18 protein-coding genes are annotated in these 17,393 nt (G+C 71.8%); 5 read left to right on the top strand and 13 right to left on the bottom strand.

All coding sequences use genetic code 11. The features are described 5' to 3' along the window. Window positions 1-57: 57 nt before the first annotated feature. From ABZY57_RS12705 to ABZY57_RS12685, 5 genes are all read right to left on the bottom strand, one after another. Window positions 58-1,356, bottom strand: a complete 1,299-nt coding sequence (locus ABZY57_RS12705) for an aldolase (RefSeq protein WP_356511066.1) — start codon at window positions 1,354-1,356, stop codon at window positions 58-60. A 183-nt stretch (window positions 1,357-1,539) separates the two neighbouring features. Then, window positions 1,540-2,502, bottom strand: a complete 963-nt coding sequence (locus ABZY57_RS12700) for an electron transfer flavoprotein subunit alpha/FixB family protein (RefSeq protein ID WP_250738899.1) — start codon at window positions 2,500-2,502, stop codon at window positions 1,540-1,542. Window positions 2,503-2,558: 56 nt separating this feature from the next. Then, entirely contained in the window at window positions 2,559-3,344 is a 786-nt protein-coding gene (locus ABZY57_RS12695; RefSeq protein WP_356511063.1) for an electron transfer flavoprotein subunit beta/FixA family protein, read from the bottom strand. A 201-nt stretch (window positions 3,345-3,545) separates the two neighbouring features. After that, complete coding sequence (locus ABZY57_RS12690) at window positions 3,546-4,091, bottom strand: flavin reductase family protein (protein ID WP_356511061.1); 546 nt, start codon at window positions 4,089-4,091, stop codon at window positions 3,546-3,548. Window positions 4,092-4,292: 201 nt separating this feature from the next. Then, complete coding sequence (locus tag ABZY57_RS12685) at window positions 4,293-4,694, bottom strand: thioredoxin family protein (RefSeq protein WP_356511059.1); 402 nt, start codon at window positions 4,692-4,694, stop codon at window positions 4,293-4,295. A gap of 195 nt (window positions 4,695-4,889) precedes the next feature. On the opposite strand from ABZY57_RS12685, the gene ABZY57_RS12680 reads away from it, so the two are divergent. After that, window positions 4,890-5,612, top strand: coding sequence for a lysophospholipid acyltransferase family protein (locus ABZY57_RS12680; protein ID WP_356511057.1), 723 nt, complete (start codon window positions 4,890-4,892; stop codon window positions 5,610-5,612). 72 nt (window positions 5,613-5,684) lie between these two features. Here the strand turns inward: ABZY57_RS12680 and ABZY57_RS12675 are convergent, their stop codons facing one another. Next, the gene (locus ABZY57_RS12675) at window positions 5,685-6,839 is read right to left on the bottom strand and encodes an alginate lyase family protein (protein ID WP_356511131.1); all 1,155 of its coding nucleotides are present in this window, start codon (window positions 6,837-6,839) and stop codon (window positions 5,685-5,687) included. Between the two features lie 255 nt (window positions 6,840-7,094). On the opposite strand from ABZY57_RS12675, the gene ABZY57_RS12670 reads away from it, so the two are divergent. Continuing rightward, the gene (locus ABZY57_RS12670) at window positions 7,095-8,393 is read left to right on the top strand and encodes an MFS transporter (RefSeq protein WP_356511055.1); all 1,299 of its coding nucleotides are present in this window, start codon (window positions 7,095-7,097) and stop codon (window positions 8,391-8,393) included. On the opposite strand, the gene ABZY57_RS12665 is transcribed toward ABZY57_RS12670, so the two are convergent. The 6 genes from ABZY57_RS12665 to ABZY57_RS12640 form a co-directional block, all read right to left on the bottom strand. Continuing rightward, the gene (locus ABZY57_RS12665; RefSeq protein ID WP_356511053.1) at window positions 8,329-8,928 is read right to left on the bottom strand and encodes a transglutaminase family protein; all 600 of its coding nucleotides are present in this window, start codon (window positions 8,926-8,928) and stop codon (window positions 8,329-8,331) included. The two genes, ABZY57_RS12670 and ABZY57_RS12665, sit on opposite strands and share 65 nt — an antisense overlap. 68 nt (window positions 8,929-8,996) lie before the next feature. Then, window positions 8,997-10,100: a low specificity L-threonine aldolase gene (locus ABZY57_RS12660; protein ID WP_356511051.1), complete on the bottom strand. Its 1,104-nt coding sequence runs from the start codon at window positions 10,098-10,100 to the stop codon at window positions 8,997-8,999. After that, the gene (locus ABZY57_RS12655; RefSeq protein ID WP_356511049.1) at window positions 10,097-10,858 is read right to left on the bottom strand and encodes an SDR family oxidoreductase; all 762 of its coding nucleotides are present in this window, start codon (window positions 10,856-10,858) and stop codon (window positions 10,097-10,099) included. Before ABZY57_RS12655 ends, ABZY57_RS12660 begins: the two co-directional genes overlap by 4 nt. A 26-nt stretch (window positions 10,859-10,884) precedes the next feature. Beyond that, window positions 10,885-12,282: a DUF6421 family protein gene (locus tag ABZY57_RS12650; protein WP_356511047.1), complete on the bottom strand. Its 1,398-nt coding sequence runs from the start codon at window positions 12,280-12,282 to the stop codon at window positions 10,885-10,887. 80 nt (window positions 12,283-12,362) lie between these two features. Continuing rightward, a complete protein-coding gene (locus ABZY57_RS12645) occupies window positions 12,363-13,430 on the bottom strand; it encodes an alpha/beta hydrolase (RefSeq protein WP_356511045.1) in 1,068 nt (355 codons plus the stop codon). Between the two features lie 10 nt (window positions 13,431-13,440). Further along, the gene (locus ABZY57_RS12640) at window positions 13,441-14,568 is read right to left on the bottom strand and encodes an LLM class flavin-dependent oxidoreductase (RefSeq protein ID WP_356511043.1); all 1,128 of its coding nucleotides are present in this window, start codon (window positions 14,566-14,568) and stop codon (window positions 13,441-13,443) included. Window positions 14,569-14,617: 49 nt separating this feature from the next. Between ABZY57_RS12640 and ABZY57_RS12635 the strand changes: the two genes are divergently transcribed. Next, window positions 14,618-15,232 (top strand): PadR family transcriptional regulator, encoded by a 615-nt coding sequence (locus ABZY57_RS12635; RefSeq protein ID WP_356511041.1) that lies wholly within the window; start codon window positions 14,618-14,620, stop codon window positions 15,230-15,232. 192 nt (window positions 15,233-15,424) lie between these two features. Further along, a complete protein-coding gene (locus ABZY57_RS12630; RefSeq protein WP_356511039.1) occupies window positions 15,425-16,117 on the top strand; it encodes a glycerophosphodiester phosphodiesterase family protein in 693 nt (230 codons plus the stop codon). Between the two features lie 124 nt (window positions 16,118-16,241). Here ABZY57_RS12630 and ABZY57_RS12625 read toward each other — a convergent pair whose 3' ends face one another. Further along, complete coding sequence (locus tag ABZY57_RS12625; protein ID WP_356511037.1) at window positions 16,242-16,781, bottom strand: GNAT family N-acetyltransferase; 540 nt, start codon at window positions 16,779-16,781, stop codon at window positions 16,242-16,244. Between the two features lie 134 nt (window positions 16,782-16,915). On the opposite strand from ABZY57_RS12625, the gene ABZY57_RS12620 reads away from it, so the two are divergent. Then, window positions 16,916-17,393: DUF5134 domain-containing protein (locus tag ABZY57_RS12620; RefSeq protein ID WP_356511035.1), on the top strand; the 478-nt coding region annotated here is incomplete at its 3' end.

Raw genomic sequence — 17,393 nt, 5'->3', positions numbered from 1 at the left:
GCCGAAAGGCCCGGCCGGGGGCAGACCGGCCGGGCCTCGTGCGGAGGGCTACTCGCCTCAGGCGGTGGCCGTCAGGGTCGCCGAGCGGCGCGGGATGGCGAAGGCGTCGAGCTCCGCGCGGGTCAGGCCGGTCAGGGCGGTGACCTCGTCGGCGCCGACGGCGCCGCAGTCCAGGCCGCGGACCAGGTAGCCGGCCAGCGCCTTCGCGGTGGCGGGCTCGTCCATGACGTCGCCCTCGATCTTGGCGACGTAGGCCTTCAGGCGCGCGGCGGCCGTCTCGAGGCCCTCGCGGTAGAAGACGAAGACGGCCGCGTAGCGGGTCGGCAGGTGCGCCGGGTGCATGTCCCAGCCCTGGTAGTAGGCACGGGCCAGGGCGCGGCGGGTGAGGCCGTAGTGCAGCTTCCAGGCCTCGTGGACGTGCTCGGTGGTGCCGATCGGCAGGACGTTGGTCGAGCCGTCGGAGACGCGTACGCCGGTGCCGGCGGCCGCGACCTGCATGATCGCCTTGGCGTGGTCGGCGGCGGGGTGGTCGCTCGACTGGTACGCGGCGGAGACGCCGACGCAGGCGCTGTAGTCGAAGGTGCCGTAGTGCAGGCCGGTGGCCCGGCCCTTGGAGGCCTCGATCATGCGGGCGACCGCCGCGGTGCCGTCGGAGGCGAGGATGGACTGGCTGGTCTCGATCTGGATCTCGAAGCCGATCCGGCCCGGGCGCAGGCCGCGGGCGGTCTCGAAGGCCTCCAGCAGCTGCACGAAGGCCGTGACCTGCTCGGGGTAGGTGACCTTGGGCAGGGTCAGGACCAGCCCCTCGGGCAGGCCGCCGTGCGCGAGCAGGCCGGAGAGGAAGATGTCGGTGGTCCGGATGCCGCGGTCACGGACGTTGGACTCCATGCACTTCATCCGGATGCCCATGTACGGGGCGTTCGTGCCGTTGGAGAAGGCTTCGGCGACGAGGCGGGCGGCGCGGGCCGCGGCCTGGTCCTCCTCCTCGTCGGAGCGGACGCCGAAGCCGTCCTCGAAGTCGACGCGGAGGTCCTCGATGGGCTCGGAGGCGAGCTTGGCGCGGACGCGGTCGTAGACCGGGACGGCCAGGTCGTCGGAGATGCCCAGTACCTTGGCGAAGGTGGCGGCGTCCGGGGCGTGCTCGTCCAGGGCCGCGAGGGCCTGGTCGCCCCAGGTGCGGATGGTGTCCGCCGCGAAGACGTCACCGGGCACGTAGACCGTGTGGATGGGCTGGCGGGTGCCGGGGTCGCCCGGGTAGTGGCGCGCGAGTTCCGCGTCCACCGGCTTGAGGGAAGCGCTGATGCCCTCGCTGACCGCGCCTGCGAGGCTCGTCGCCACCTTCTCCTGCTGACCCATCGTGCACTCTCCTCTTTTCCGCTTCACGGAATCTTAGATCCGCATTACAGAATTTAGTCACGGGGTTCCGCTCAGTCAATGGTCCCTCCGCCGTCCTGGACAAACGACTCGGGGCCGTGCGGTGAGAAACACCACACGGCCCCGGAGACCACTTACCCGCAGGTCAACGCCTGCGGCAGGGTTCTAGCCCTTGCGCGCCTTGATCTCGTCGGTCAGCTGCGGGACGACCGCGAAGAGGTCGCCGACCACGCCGTAGTCGACGAGGTCGAAGATCGGGGCCTCGGCGTCCTTGTTGATGGCCACGATGGTCTTCGAGGTCTGCATGCCGGCCCGGTGCTGGATCGCGCCCGAGATGCCGGAGGCGATGTACAGCTGCGGGGAGACCGACTTGCCGGTCTGGCCGACCTGGTTGGAGTGCGGGTACCAGCCGGCGTCCACGGCGGCGCGCGAGGCGCCGACGGCCGCACCGAGGGAGTCCGCGAGGGCCTCGATGATGTGGAAGTTCTCGGCGCCGTTGACGCCGCGGCCGCCGGAGACGACGATCGCGGCCTCGGTCAGCTCGGGGCGGCCGGTCGACTCGCGCGGGGTGCGGGAGGTGACCTTGGTGCCGGTGGCCAGGGCGCCGAAGGTGACGGCGAGCGCCTCGACGGTGCCGGCGGCCGGAGCGGCCTCGACCGGGGCCGAGTTCGGCTTCACGGTGATGACCGGGGTGCCCTTGGAGACGCGGGACTTGGTGCTGAAGGACGCGGCGAACGCGGCCTGCGTCGCGACCGGACCCTCGTCACCCGCCTCCAGGTCGGTGGCGTCGGTGATGATGCCGGAGCCGATGCGGACGGCCAGGCGGGCGCCGATCTCCTTGTTCTCCGCGGAGGAGGGGAGCAGCACGGCCGCCGGGGACACCGCGGCGTACGCGGCCTGGAGCGCGTCCACCTTCGGTACGACGAGGTAGTCGGAGAACTCCGGGGCGTCGGCGGTGAGGACCTTGACGGCACCGTGCTCGGCGAGCACGGCGGCGGTGGCCTCGGCACCGGCGCCGAGGGCGACGGCGACGGGCTCGCCGATGCGGCGGGCCAGGGTCAGCAGTTCAAGGGTGGGCTTGCGAACGGCGCCGTCGACGTGGTCGACGTAGACGAGGACTTCAGCCATGGGGATGCTCCTGCGAATGCGAAGTAGTCAGGGGGTGTCGAGAGGGGGCCGAAGCTCTAGATGAACTTCTGGCCGGCCAGGAACTCGGCCAGCTGCTTGCCGCCCTCGCCCTCGTCCTTGACGATCGTGCCGGCGGTGCGGGCCGGGCGCTGGGTCGCGGAGTCGACCGCGGTCCAGGAGCCCTCGAGACCGACCTCGTCGGACTCGATCTCCAGCTCCTCAAGGTCCCAGGACTCCACCGGCTTCTTCTTGGCGGCCATGATGCCCTTGAAGGACGGGTAGCGGGCCTCGCCCGACTGGTCCGTCACCGAGACGAGCGCCGGGAGGGAGGCCTCCAGCAGCTCGCTCGCCGAGTCGCCGTCGCGACGGCCGGTCACGACACCGTCCTCGACCTTGACCTCGGAGAGCAGGGTGACCTGCGGGACGCCCAGGCGCTCGGCCAGGATCGCCGGGAGGACACCCATGGTGCCGTCGGTCGAGGCCATGCCCGTGACGACCAGGTCGTAACCGGCCTTCTCGATCGCCTTGGCGAGCACCAGCGAGGTGGCCATGACGTCGCTGCCGTGCAGGTCGTCGTCCTCGACGTGGATGGCCTTGTCGGCACCCATCGACAGCGCCTTGCGCAGCGCGTCCTTCGCGTCCTCGGGGCCCACCGTCAGGACGGTGATCTCCGCGTCGTCGGCCTCGTCGGCGATCTGCAGCGCCTGCTCGACGGCGTACTCGTCGAGCTCCGACAGCAGGCCGTCGACGTCGTCACGGTTGACGGTCAGGTCTTCGGTGAACTGCCGGTCGCCAGTGGCGTCGGGCACGTACTTCACACAGACAACGATCCTCAGGCTCACGCCGGCTCTCCTACCGCATCGACATTTCTGGTACCGCCTTGTTCAGGCAGCATAGGCGCCATCTCGGGCCGTTCCCGCCGGGGCGGCCCGCGCCCCGTTCAGGAATGTTACTCGTCAGTACACAGCGGGTTCCGCCAGGTTGCAAGGCCGGTGAACTGTGATCTGGCCAACGCCGGAGGAACCGGCCCCAGCAGGGACGATTCAGTCCCTCAACGCGTTGAAGCGCCCCTGGTGGTACAGCAGCGGGCGGCCCTCCCCTGCCGGATCCCGCACCGGGTCCCCGGCGGGGTCCCCGGCGACCGCCTCCGCGATGATCACCCGGTGCTCGCCGGCCGGGACCCGCGCCACGACCCGGCACACCAGCCAGGCCAGGACGCCGCCCAGGACGGGAACCCCGTGCGGGCCGGGCGCCCAGTCGGTGGCCGCCCCGAAGCGGTCGGCCCCGTTGCGGGCGAACAGGCCGGCCAGCTCCCCCTGGTGCTCGCCGAGTATGTGGACACCGAGGTGCTCGGAGTCCCGTATCCCGGGCCAGCTGGAGGACCCCGTGCCGATGGTGAACGACAGGAGCGGGGGGTCCGCCGATACGGAATTGAGCGACGTCGCGGTGAAACCCACCGGCCGGCCGCCGCTCTCGGAGGTGATCACGGCGACGCCCGCGGCGTGCCGGCGGAACACCGAGCGCAATAGCGCGGGCGAGCCGGGCAGGCCGGCGCCGGCCCGTGGGGACGGAGCCGTCGGAGCCGTCATGAAGGGGTTCCCCGTCCGTAAAGCAGGAGTTCATACCGCATATCGCAAGCCTGGCGATCTCTCGTGTACACAGTCAAGCCTCAACGGGCAGATGTAGGGCGCGTCACGCTGCGTGCGGACGTGCGTACCGGCTCACCGGACGCGCCGGGCGCCCGTCGCCCGCGCCGGCCGTGACACGCGCCGACCGGGGCCGCCCGCGCGTCATACGGCGGCGCCCAGTGCGGCGATCACATCCGCCTTGCGCGGCATTCCGGCGGCCCGCCGCACGATGAGGCCGGCCGCGTCCAGGACCAGTACCGTCGGGGTCTTCTCGATGCCGAGGGCCCGTACGAGGTCCAGGTTCTTCTCGGCGTCGATCTCGATGTGCCGGACGCCCGTGACCATGGCAGCGACCTCCTCCAGGATCCGCCGGGTGGCCCGGCAAGGCTGGCAGAAGGCGCTGGAGAACTGCACGAGCGTGGCCCGCTCCCCCGGCTCGGCGCCCAGTTCGGCGATGCCCAGCCGGCCTGCGCCCGCACCCTCGTCCCGCTCGCCTGCGCGCACCCGCACTCCCGTCTCACCGTCTCCGCCGTCGTTCGACCCGTACGGGTACTCGCCCATCATCCCGGTACGGTCATACGCTGATCGGAGCGCCCCGCGGACCCTCCGCATTCCCGGCGTGACGAGAATCTCCCCTGGCACGGGCGTCTGGGCTGGCCTGCGGCTCCCGTATGGGGCACGATCCCCATGGCCGCGTACCTACGCTGCCGTAACTTCCGGCCGGGAGCACCTCCAGGCAGAAAGCGGGGTCTCCCCACGATGGCTGAGTTCGTCTACCCCCCGGTTATCGGTGCGGCGCACACCCTCTTCCGTGCGCTCGACGTCCGCATCGACATGAAGGGCACCGAGAACATCCCGCGCAAGGGCGGGGCGGTTCTGGTGTCGAACCACATCGGCTACCTCGACTTCATCTTCGCCGGGCTGACCGCGCGCCCGCAGAAGCGGCTCGTCCGCTTCATGGCCAAGGAATCGGTGTTCCGGCACAAGGTCTCCGGTCCGCTGATGCGCGCGATGAAGCACATCCCGGTGGACCGCGCCCAGGGCGAGACGGCCTACCAGCACGCGCTCGACTCGCTGCGCTCCGGCGAGATCATCGGTGTGTTCCCGGAAGCGACGATCTCCCAGTCCTTCACGCTCAAGAGCTTCAAGTCCGGTGCGGCGCGCATGGCCCAGGAAGCCGGCGTCCCGCTGATCCCGGTGGCCCTGTGGGGAACGCAGCGGATGTGGACCAAGGGCCGCCCGAAGGACCTCAAGCGCAGCCACATCCCGGTGACGATGCGGGTGGGCGAGCCGCTGGAGGCGCCCACCGACCAGTACGCCGGGGCCATCACCCGTCGACTGCGCGAGCGGGTGCAGGAGCTGCTGGACGCCGCCCAGGCCGCCTACCCGGCCAAGCCCAAGGGCGCCGAGGACTCCTGGTGGCTGCCGGCCCACCTCGGCGGCACCGCGCCGACCCCGGAGCAGGTCAAGGAAGCCGGCTGAGGCCGGCCTGAGCCTTCCGCACGACCGCGGCCCCGCCTGATGGGCGGGGCCGCGGTCTGCCGTCGGGGGGCGTCAGCCCGGGTTCTCGGCGTGGGTCAGCGTCTCCCACGCCTCGAAGTGGTTCTCGGTTCCCGCCGGACGGCGGCCCTCGGTGAGCCTGCGGGTGTTCTCCATCGTGACGCCGAGCCGGGTGTGCAGGGCGTTGTACCCGACCTCGGTCGCCGGGCCCAGGCCCTTGGTCAGGCTCCCGCCGCACAGCCATGAGGGCACGGCCTCACCGAGTTCGTACTTGGCGTGGAAGCCCAGCGCGTGGCGGAAGCGGTCCTTGAACTCCGGGTACAGGTCGCGCCCTTGGATGCGCGAGGTCTCGGCCACGTGCATGGTCGCTGCGATGCCCATACCGGTGTGGCCGAAGTCCCGGCAGGTCTCCTGGGCCAGACCGTCGGCGAAGGTGCTCTGACCGTGCCAGTAGCCGATCAGCTCGCTCCTGGTGTCGATCGTGGAGCGCGGCGGGTACTTCGGCTGCGGCCCGTCGGAGGCCAGGTAGAAGTAGGCGGGCACCCGGCCGAGGTAGATCGCCATCGCCTTGTCGTAGCTCGCGCGGTCGTCGAGGTGGACGGAGATGCCGACGGCGGCGTCCATCATGATCAGTTCCCAGTTGCCGTTGCTGTTCGGCTTCCCGCCGATCACCTCGGGCAGGTAGACCTCGCGCAGCATCGTGGCGAAGCGCCCCTGGTTCGGCCAGCCGCCGGTGTAGGCGTGCTTGACGATCTCTGCGGCGCGCGGCCAGGTGGAGCCCGCCCAGCCGCTCTGCAGCGGGGCGTTGCTGTTGGTGTGGTCCTTGATCCGGGCGGACCACGCGTCCATCAGCTCGATCGACTTCTTCGCGTACCGGGCGTCGCCGGTGATGTACCAGGCGAGCGCGTCGGTGTACGCGGCTATGGCGTCCTCCCGCTCGTCGGTGCAGCCGATGTCGGGGTTGGAGTAGGAGCCGCACTCGACGACCTCGCGGGGCTTGGGCGTCCGCGACAGCGAGCCGTACCGGCTCGCGAGCATGGTGTCGAAGGCCGCCTTCCACGGCTGCTGCCCGGCCCGCACCTTGGTGCGTACGAAGTCCAGCTGGGAGCGGCTGTTCAGGACGCCGGGGTGGGCGAAGGCCGCGGGTGCGGCTACGGCTACGGCGGGGGCGTGGGGGGTGACGGCGGCGGAGGTGGGGGCGGGGGTCAGCGCCGCGACCAGGCCGAGGGCCGCGGCAAGCAGCCCGGCGGGGACTCCGTAACGCAAGGGAGCGCCTTCCTTCGGAGGGTCCGTGGGGGGATTCCTGCGGCCGAAGATACTCATGCGCATGCCAAGCGGACAACGATGTCAGACAGGAAGGTTTCCTATTGACCGAAAACAGCGATCCTTTCGCCATACACGGGTACGTCCGGATGCCGTAACCTCGCACCCCTCTGCCACGTCACCTGGCGAAAGGGGGCCGGAATGCCGGGGCTCGGGCGGTACTTGGCCGCCGCACTGGCGGCGCGCTTCGCCTCCGAGGGCATGGCCATGGCCGTCGTGCTGCTCGCCCTCCAGCGCACCGGGAGCGCCGCCCACGGCGCGTTCGTGCTGACCGCCTGGCTCGCCCCGCACGTGCTCGCGGCTCCGCTCGCGGGCGCCGCCGCGGCCAGATCGCGACGGCCCCGCGTCTTCCAGGTGGGAGCCCTGGCCGGATTCACCACGGCCGTGGCGGCGCTGGCGCTCCTGCTCGGGCGGGCCCCGACCCCGGTGGTGCTCGCGGTGGCGGTGCTCGGCGGCTCCTGTGGGCCGATGGTGACGGGCGGGCTGTCGAGCCTGGTGGCGGGGCTGGTTCCGGCCGGTCCCGCGCGCGACCGGGCGTACGGCTGGGACGCATCGACCTACAACGGCGCCGCGGTCACCGCTCCGGCCGCGGTCAGCCTGGTCGCGGCCTTCGGATCGGCCGGTCCGGCGATGGCCCTGCTCGCGGCTTCCGGCGCCCTGGCGGCGGCTCTTGCGGCAACCCTCCCCTACGCGGACCCGGACCCGGGACCCGCCCCCGGCGCACCGCGGGCCGGGCTGGGTGCCGGACTGGCCGCCCTGTGGCGGATCCGGGAACTGCGGGCCGTCACCTCGGCCACGACCCTGGCCTTCGTGGGCATCGGGGCGCTCACCACGACCGCGGTACTGCTGGCCACCGCGCTGGACAGCCCGGGCGGCGGCGGGGTGCTCATGACCGCCTTCGCCGTGGGCGCCCTGACCGGCTCCCTGACCCTGGGCCGGATCACGTCCGTGCCGCCGGGCCGGCTGGCCCGCTGGGCCATGGCGGCGACCGGAGTGGCGCTGACGGCGGCGGCGTTCACCCCGTCCGTCCCCCTCACGGCGGTGGCGTTCGCGGCCGCCGGGGTGTGCGACGGCCCGCTGCTGACGGCCACCTTGCGCATCCGCTCGGAGTTCGCGCCCCCGCAGGCACGGACCCAGGTGTTCACCCTCGGCGCCGGGCTGAAGGTGACGGCCGCGTCGACGGGCGCCGCGCTCGTGGGGCTCGCGGCCGATGCGCCGCCCTGGATCCTGGTGCTCGCGATCGCCGCCCTGCAACTGGCCGCGGCCCTGCTGCACACCGCGGTGGCGACGCGCGGCCCCGCACGTGACGCGGCCGCTGCTGCAGCCACAGCCGCCGGGCCACCGACTGCACGCCCGTCGACCACAGGCCCCTCGACTACAGGCCTGTCGGCAGGTTCCGCCACAACGCCGACCGGTCCGCGGACTCCTGGAGCGCCTTGAGCGTGACCGGATGCGCAGCCGCGTACAGCTCCGGGTGGTCGACCTCGCCGAGCTCCGTGCGGACGGGGAAGGCGAGTTGTTCGCGATCGAGGGTGAACTGGGCGTCCACACCCGGCTTGTTGCCCCGGGGATCCACGCGGGACCAGTCGTCCCTGCCGGGCAGGCGCAGCGCGACGAGGCCGTGGAGGACGAGGTTCGATCCGTCGTCGTCGCCCAGGAGCTGGTAGCAGAGGCCGGCCGGGATGCCCCGGGCCCGCAGCAGTGCGGTCAGCGCGTGGGCCTTCGCGTAGCAGATCCCGTTGCGCGTGGCCAGGACGTCGGAGGCGCGCCAGGAGACGCGGTCGTCGCCGGAGTCGGCGGAGTGCGGGATGGTGTCGCGGACGAACTCGAAGGCCGCCTTGGCGTATGAATATTCATCGCCCGTGGCGGTCCACAGGGCGTCGGCCGTCTCTTCGACCAGCGGATGACCGTGATCTACCACATCATCGGCGGCCAGATAGGCGGCGAGGTCAGTATGCTCCTGGATCATTTCCATGATCCAGGAGCATACTGATGCATGACTCTGCATGCCTATAGATTTTTGGCGTGGGGTTCGCGGAAGGGCTAGCGGGCCAGCTCTTCCTTGAGGGCCTGGAGGAAGCCGTCCACGTCCTCCTCCTGGGTGTCGTAGCTGCACATCCACCGGACGTCGCCCGCGATCTCGTCCCAGAAGTAGAAGCGGTAGCGCTCCTGCAGCCGACGCGAGACCTCGTGCGGGAGCCGCGCGAACACCGCGTTCGCCTGCACCGGGTAGAGGATCTCCACCCCGTCGGTCTCGCGCACACCGGCCGCCAGCCGCTGCGCCATCGCGTTGGCGTGGCGGGCGTTGCGCAGCCACAGGTCCTTCGCGAGGAGCGCTTCGAGCTGCACCGACACGAAGCGCATTTTGGAGGCGAGCTGCATCGACATCTTGCGGATGTGCTTCATCTGCCGGACGGAGTCCGGGTTCAGCACGACGACGGCCTCGCCGGCCATCATGCCGTTCTTGGTGCCGCCGTAGGACAGCACGTCCACGCCGACCGCGTTCGTGAAGCTGCGCATCGGCACGTCGAGCGAGGCCGCGGCATTGGCTATCCGGGCACCGTCGAGGTGGACCTTCATCCCCTTGGCGTGGGCGTGCTCGCAGATGGCACGGACCTCGTCCACGGTGTAGACCGTGCCGAGCTCGGTGTTCTGGGTGATCGAGACGACCTGCGGCATCGCCCGGTGCTCGTCCTCCCAGCCCCAGGCCTGCCGGTCGATGAGCTCGGGGGTGAGCTTGCCGTCCGGAGTGGGGACGGTGAGCAGCTTGAGGCCCGCCATCCGCTCGGGCGCGCCGCCCTCGTCGACGTTGATGTGCGCCGTCTCGGCGCAGATCACCGCGCCCCAGCGGTCCGTGAGTGCCTGCAGGGCCGTCACGTTGGCGCCGGTGCCGTTGAAGACCGGGTAGGCCTCGGCGTGCGGGCCGAAGTGGCCGCGGAACACCGTCTGCAGGTGTTCGGTGTACTCGTCGTCGCCGTAGGAGACCTGGTGGCCGCCGTTGGCCAGCGCGATGGCCGCGAGGATCTCCGGGTGTACCCCTGCGTAGTTGTCGCTCGCGAAACCGCGCACCGCCGGGTCGTGGTGCCGGCGGGCGTCGGTCTTCGCGGCGGACTTGCGTATCGCGGTCTTCACGGCTCCGGTCTTCACGGTTGGGGGGTGAGCCACAGGCGCTGTCCGTTCACATCGGTGGCGGGCCGCTCCCATACGCCGGCGATGGCCTCGGCCAGCTCCTTGACGTCGGTGAAGCCCGCGAACTTCGCACTGGGACGCTCGGCGCGCATCGCGTCGTGCACCAATGCCTTGATCACCAGGATCGCAGCCGCGGCGCCCGGACCGTCCTCGCCACCCGCCTTGCGGAAGGAATCCGCCATCGCGAGCGTCCAGGCCTCGGCCGCCGCCTTGCCCGCGTTGTACGCGGCGTTGTTGGCGACCGGCTTGTGCGCACCGGACTGGCTGACCAGGACGTAGCGGCCGCGGTCGCTGCGCAGCAGCCCGTCGTGGAAGGCGAGCGAGGTGTGCTGAACCGTACGGATGAGGAGCTTCTCCAGGAAGTCCCAGTCCGCGAGGTCGACGTCGGTGAAGGTCTTGCTTCCGCGCCAGCCGCCGACGAGGTGGACCAGGCCGTCGATGCGGCCGAACTCCTTCTCGATCTGCTCGGCCCAGGCCTTGGAGGCCTCCAGGTCGAGCAGGTCCACGGTGTCACCGGTGATGGTGGCGCCGCCGTGGGCGTAGCGCGCGGCGTCCACCGCCTCGGCGAGCCGCGCCGGGTCGGCGTCGGAGGCGACGACCACGGCGCCCGCCTCGGCGAGGCGGAGCAGGGTGGCACGGCCGGCGGGTCCGCCGGCCCCCGCCACCGCCACTACCGCCCCATTGAGCTTCCCGTTCCCGTTACCGGAGCCGTTCATCTGTGCAGCCTCCTGTGGGCGAGTGCTCACGCGGCGACCCGCGCGGCGTTCCCTGCCGTGATGCCCTTGGTCGAGGCGATCACGCCCTTGAGCTTCTTGGCCAGGGCCTCATAGAACATGCTCAGCGGAAACTCGTCCGGAAGCACGTCGTCCACGAGCTTGCGGGGCGGCTGCGTCAGGTCCAGGGCGTCGGGGCCCTTGGCCCACTTGGAGCCCGGGTGGGGAGCGAGGTACTCGGCGACCAGGTCGTACGCCTTGAACCAGTGGACGAGCTTCGGGCGGTCGATGCCGGCCCGGTACAGGTCCTCGATCTCGGCGCAGAGCTGGTTGGTGACCTGCGGGGCGCGCATCCAGTCGATCTTCAGCGTGTTGTCCGTCCAGCGCACGACGTCGTGCTTGTGGAGGTACGCGAAGAGGAGCTGGCCGCCGAGGCCGTCGTAGTTCCGGTTGCGGTCGCCCGACACCGGGAAGCGGAACATCCGGTCGAAGAGGACGGCGTACTGCACGTCACGGCCGTGCTCGTTGCCCTCGGACTCCAGCTTCACGGCCTCCTTGAAGGCGGTGAGGTCGCAGCGCAGCTCTTCCAGGCCGTACATCCAGAACGGCTGCCGCTGCTTGATCATGAAGGGGTCGAACGGCAGGTCGCCGTGGCTGTGCGTGCGGTCGTGGACCATGTCCCACAGGACGAAGGCCTTCTCGCAGCGCTCCTGGTCCTCGACCATCCGGGCGATGTCCTCGGGCAGCTCGATGCCCAGGATGTCCACGGCGGCCTCGGTGACCTTGCGGTAGCGGGCGGCCTCGCGGTCGCAGAAGATGCCGCCCCAGGTGAAGCGCTCGGGGGCCTCGCGCACCGCGATGGTCTCCGGGAAGAGCACGGCGGAGTGCGTGTCGTAGCCCGGGGTGAAGTCCTCGAAGGTGATGCCGAGGAAGAGCGGGTTGTCGTACCGGGTGCGCTCCAGCTCGGAGAGCCACTCGGGCCACACCATCTTCAGCACGACGGCTTCGAGGTTGCGGTCCGGGTTGCCGTTCTGCGTGTACATCGGGAAGACCACGAGGTGCTGCAGCCCGTCGGCGCGCTCGGCGGCCGGCGCGAAGGCCATCAGGGAGTCGAGGAAGTCCGGCACGCCGAAGCCGCCGTCGGACCACTTGCGCAGGTCCGCGACGAGGGCGCGGTGGTACGCGGCATCGTGCGGCAGCAGCGGCGACAGGGTCTCGATGCCCGCGATCACGCGCTCGACCGCGGCCGGGGCGGCGGCGCGGATGTGCGCCCCCTCGACCTCGAAGTCGATGGAGCCGTCGGCCGACTGCCAGGGCCGGATCTCCTCCACGGCGGCCTTGAGCTCGGGCCATGCCGGGTGGTCGACCACCCGGTCACCGGCGGTTATCACGGCGCCGCCGATACCCGGCACAAGAGTTTCCGTCATGTCACTTCCTCCACAGGAGAACCTCACGTCGCCACAGCGTAAACGTGGAGGCTCTTCCACTCAAGAGGAGATCCGGGAAATTATCCTGCGTCACCCCCGGTTTCACCGGAAGTCTTCCCGTTCTTATGCGTGGATTCGATGGCTTCGCCCAGTCGCGCCAAGGCCTGGCGTGCCTCGGGGAGCACTCCGGCCAGCGCGAGGAACCCGTGGAACATCCCGGGGTGGGAGTCAAGGACAGATCGGACCCCGCTCGCGAGCAGCCCGCGGTGGTACGCCTCCCCCTCGTCCCGCAGCGGATCGCAGCCGGCGGCCACCACGTACGCGGGCGGCAGCCCCCTCGGGTCCGCGGCGAGCGGGGAGGCCAGCGGATCACCGCCGTCGCCGTCGGGGCCGAGGTACTGCTCCCAGAACCAGCGCAGGTGCGCCGCGGTCAGGAAGTAGCCCGCCGCGTTGCTCCGGTAGGACCCGGTGTCCCGGGCGGCGTCCAGGCACGGGTAGATCAGCACCTGGAGCGCGACGGCGGGGCCACCGCACTCGCGGGCGAGGAGCGAGGAGGCGGCGGCGAGGTTCCCGCCCGCGCTGTCGCCGGCCACGACCAGGGCGGCCGGGTCACCGCCGAGTTCGTCGAGGTGCGCGGCGGCCCAGCACAGGGCGGCGTACGCGTCGTGCACGGCGGCGGGGAAGCGGGACTCGGGCGCCCGCCGGTAGTCCACGGACACCAGGACGGCGCCGGAGGCCCGGCAGAGCGCCCGCGCGGTGGCGTCGTAGCTGTCGAGGTCGCCCAGGACCCAGCCTCCGCCGTGGCAGAACACCACGGTCGGCCGGGGCCCGGGCCGGCGGTCCGGGTCGGGGTGGTAGACGCGTACGGGGACCGGCGGCGCCCCGGCCGGCCCGGGGACCTCCCGGTCCTCCACGGCGCCCACGACGGCCGGCCTGGCCGTCGCGGGCACGGCGGCGAGGATCCGGCGGGCTTCGCCGGCGTCGGTGACGCGCCCCCCGAGGTCGGGGAAGAGGGAGGCCAGCGCGTCGGCGTACGGACGGGCGGCGGGATCGAGCCGGTCACCCCGGGCGACCCCGCAGACCCCGGCGGCCGCAGCGGCTCCAGCGGCCCCGGCGGCCCTGGCAGTCACGTCCGTCACGTCCGTCACGGCGGCGCCCCTACGCACGCTGGCTCGCGAAGTGCGGGATGACCTTCTCGCCCCACTGCCGCAGCGTCTCCAGACAGGCCTCCTGCGGAACCGTCCCCATCTGGATCAGGCACATGATCTCGTCGGCCCCCGCCTCCCGCAGCCGCTCCACGTACGCGATCGCCTCGTCCGCGCTCCCGTAGGCGTGGTCCGCGTTGAAGGTGGCCGTGGCCGTGGGCCGCACCGGGATGTCCTGCTCGTGCAGCCGGGCCACGACCTGCTCGGCCGCCCTGCGCATCTCCGCCCCCTCGTCGGCTCCCGCGACCACGGCCTCGTCCGGCACCCCCGCCCCGCCGTACCAGTGGCCGATGGACTGCGCGAAGAACCGCTGCCCCCGGATCCCGATCCGGCGCGCCTCCTCGGGGTCGTCGAGCACGATCGTCGGGCAGAGCACCGAGAAGTGGTCGTTGACGGCCGTGGAGACGAAGCGGCCGCCGTCCCGGCCGGCGATCGCGGCGTCGTAGACGGAGCGCATCCCCGCGATGGACTCCGGCCCGGCGAATCCCATCACCAGCGCCCCGACGCCCAGCTCCGCCGCCTGCACCAGGGTCTCGGCCCGGCTGCACGCGAGGAACAGCGGCGGATGGGGCCGCTGGCTCGGCCGCGGCAGGATCGGGTGCGGATCGATGTCGATGAGCTCCCCGTGGTACTCCAGCTCGTCCTCCTGCCAGGCCTTCCCGATGATCCGCAGGGCCTCCTCGACCTCCGCCGTGGTGCGGTCCTTGTCCACCCCGCAGAGCGAGGTCTCCTGCACGGTCCCGCCGCGCCCGGCCCCGAGGTCGACGCGCCCGCCGGACAGCAGATCGAGCATCGCCGCCCGCTCGGCGACCCGGACGGGGTGGTTGAAGGCGAAGGGCATGCACACGACTCCGTGCCCGATGCGTATGGTGTTGGTCCGGGCCGCCACCCAGGTCAGGAAGACCTCGGGAGCACTCATGTGGGCGTACCACTTCAAGGAGTGGTGCTCCACGGCCCAGATCCGGTCGAACCCCATCTGCTCGGCGAGCACCGCCTGCTCGACGCAGTCCCGGATGACCTGGTGCTCCCGTTCCACGGTCGGGTCGGCGAGCTGAGCTTCGAAGATCACGGAGAATTTCACGATGCCTCCAGGGTTGCGTCCCGTACCCGGTCTCACTTCTATTCGAAATATGACTAGTAGTCAGACGTCGAAGAAGCAAGAGCTTCCGCCGACCGCCTGGGCGGTACTGGGCCTGCTCTCCTTCCCCGGGGAGCGGACCGGCTACGAGCTGAAGAAGTGGGCGGACTCCTCGCTGCGCTTCTTCTACTGGTCCCCAGCCATCAGCCAGATCTACGCCGAACTGCGCCGCCTGGAGGAACTGGGCTACGCGGCCTCCGTCCGCTCGGGGCCCGAGGAGGTGCGGGCCAAGCGCCGCTACGGCATCACCCCCGCGGGGCGCGAGGCGCTGGCCGGCTGGGCCTCCGACGTCGCCGAGGCGGGCCCGCCGGTGCTCAAGCACGGGCTCCTGCTGCGGGTCTGGCTCGGACACCTGGCCGAGCCGGAACGGCTGCGCGGGATGGTGACGGAGCATCTGGAGCGCACCACCGAGGAGTTGGCCGCCGTACGGGAGGCCCTGGCCCACGCGGCCGCCGAGCCGGACTGGGCCTTCCCGGTGCTCGCCCTGCGCTGGAGCGAGCGCCAGCACCTGGCCGAACTGGAGCTGACGCGGGCGCTGCTCGCGGATCTGGAGGGCCTCGGCGGGCAGGAACGTCAAGCCGGCGGGGACGCGCCCACCCCCGGGTGACCACGCGGGCCGCGCCGGGGGCTCCCCAGCCCCCGGCGAGCCCGTCAGGGACCGGCCGGACGGCGTTGCGGAGGCCCCGCAAAGGCGGTTTCATCGCACGCGAGGCGCACTAGCATGCGCCTCACATCGCGCGCGGCCGGTCGGGACACCGCGACCGCGCGGGGAGCCGCCGTCGACGGAAGGATGAGAACCTTGACTTTCCTCACCATCGGGCACCGCGGGGTCATGGGTGTCGAACCGGAGAACACCTTGCGGTCGTTCGTACGCGCGGAACGATCCGGCATGGACGTCATCGCGCTGGACGTGCGGCTCAGCAAGGACGGCGCCCTCGTCGTCCTGCACGACGCCGAGGTGGACCGGACCACGGACGGTTCCGGTGCCGTGGCCGATCTGACGCTTGCCGAACTGCGCGGGCTGGACGCCGGGGACGGCGAGCACGTGCCGGTCCTGGACGAGGTCGTCGAGGCGGTCAGCGCCCCGCTCCGGATCCAGGTCCCCGACCTCGCCGCCGTCGGGGCCTTCGCGGAGCTGCTGCTGCGCCGCGATCTGACCGGCCGGGTGGAAGTGGCCTCCTTCCGCGACGACGTGCTCGTGGAAGCGGCCCGCCTGGTGCCGGGCGTACGGACCGTGCTGTACGCGAACCAGACCCCGGCCGACGCCGGTGAGGTCGTCGCCCGGGCCGCCCTGGCGGGCGCGGAAACGGTGGCCCTCAACATCGGCCACCTCACCCTGCACACCGTGGAGGCGGCGCACGAGGCCGGACTGCGCGTGACGGGGTGGACGGTCAACACGCTGGAGCGGCTGCGGCTGGCGCGGGCCCTCGAACTCGACGGCGTGCTCACCGATTTCCCGGAGATCCGCTCCACGGGCCGCTTCACCGCCTGAGGACCGGGCACGGCGGTCCGCACGAGGCGCACGGTGGTCCGCGCACAGCGGGCGGCGGTCCGCGCACAGCGGGCGGCGGTTCGCCGGACGGCCCACGGGCGGCCCGCGGGCCCCGCCCCCGCGACTACAGCGTCTTGACCAGCAGTTCGAAGGCCAGGTCGTCGCGGAGCGGGACGCCGAACCGCTCGTCCCCGTAGGGGAAGGGGCTCATCTCGCCCGTGCGCTCGTAACCACGGCGCACGTAGAAGGCGATGAGCTCCTCCCGTACGTTGATCACGGTCATCCGCATCTCCTTGGCGCCCCACTGCTCGCGGGCGCGGCGCTCGGCCTCCGCCATGACCGCCTTGCCCAGGCCCCCGCCCTGCTGTCCGGGGCGGACCGCGAACATGCCGAAGTAGACGTGGTCGCCCCGGTGTTCGAGGTGGCAGCAGGAGACGATCCCGCCGTCGCGCTCCACGACGAGGAGCATGCCCTCGGGATGCCCGACGATCCGGGCCACGTCCTCGGCGTCGGTCCGCTGCCCGTCCAGGAAATCGGCCTCGGTCGTCCAGCCCCCGCGGCTCGACTCCCCCCGGTACGCCGATTCCACGAGCTCCACGAGCGCCGGGATGTCCGCCTCCACGGCGCTGCGGTAGGTCAGGGCCTGGGGGGCGGCGCTCGGCATCGAGGGCTCCGTTCTGCGCGAGGTCTGCGACGTGCTGCTTGCGGTGATCCCACAGAGCCTAACCGCGCCCGGCGTGATGGCCGCGTGAAGGGGGCATCTCTTCCCGTGAAGCCGACGAACCGGGAGGTTCCGCCGTGCACGGTCCCGCCACGTCCCTCTCCACCTCCGTCTCCGCCTGGCTCCTCGTCCTGCTCTGCGCGGCGAGCGGCGCGTACTGCCTGCGGCGCGCGAGCAGAGCCGGCGGCGGACCGGCGGCCGGGGAGGCGGCGATGGGGTTCGGCATGGCTCTGATGGCGGTGCCGCTCCGGCTGGGCGGCGGCTGGCAGGCGCCCGTGCTGGGCGCGGTCTTCTGCGGGGCCGCGCTGCACGCGCTGTGGCTGCTGCGCGGCGGCCCGCACCACGCGCACCACCTGCTGGGCTCGCTGACCATGGTCTACATGCTGCTGGCCCCGGGCAGCGGCTCGGGGGCGGGGTCCTCCGACCACACCCACGGGCAGGGCGCCGGGCTGCCCCTGCTCACCGGCCTGCTGCTCGTCTACTACGCCGGGTACGTGGTCCTGGGCGGTACCCGGCTGGTCACGGTCGGGGACGCCCACGGCGCGGGCGGCGCGG

It is taken from the genome of Streptomyces sp. NPDC006450 (genome assembly GCF_040612195.1).
Lineage (GTDB): Bacteria > Actinomycetota > Actinomycetes > Streptomycetales > Streptomycetaceae > Streptomyces.
This window is presented reverse-complemented; position numbering and strand designations above follow the sequence as displayed.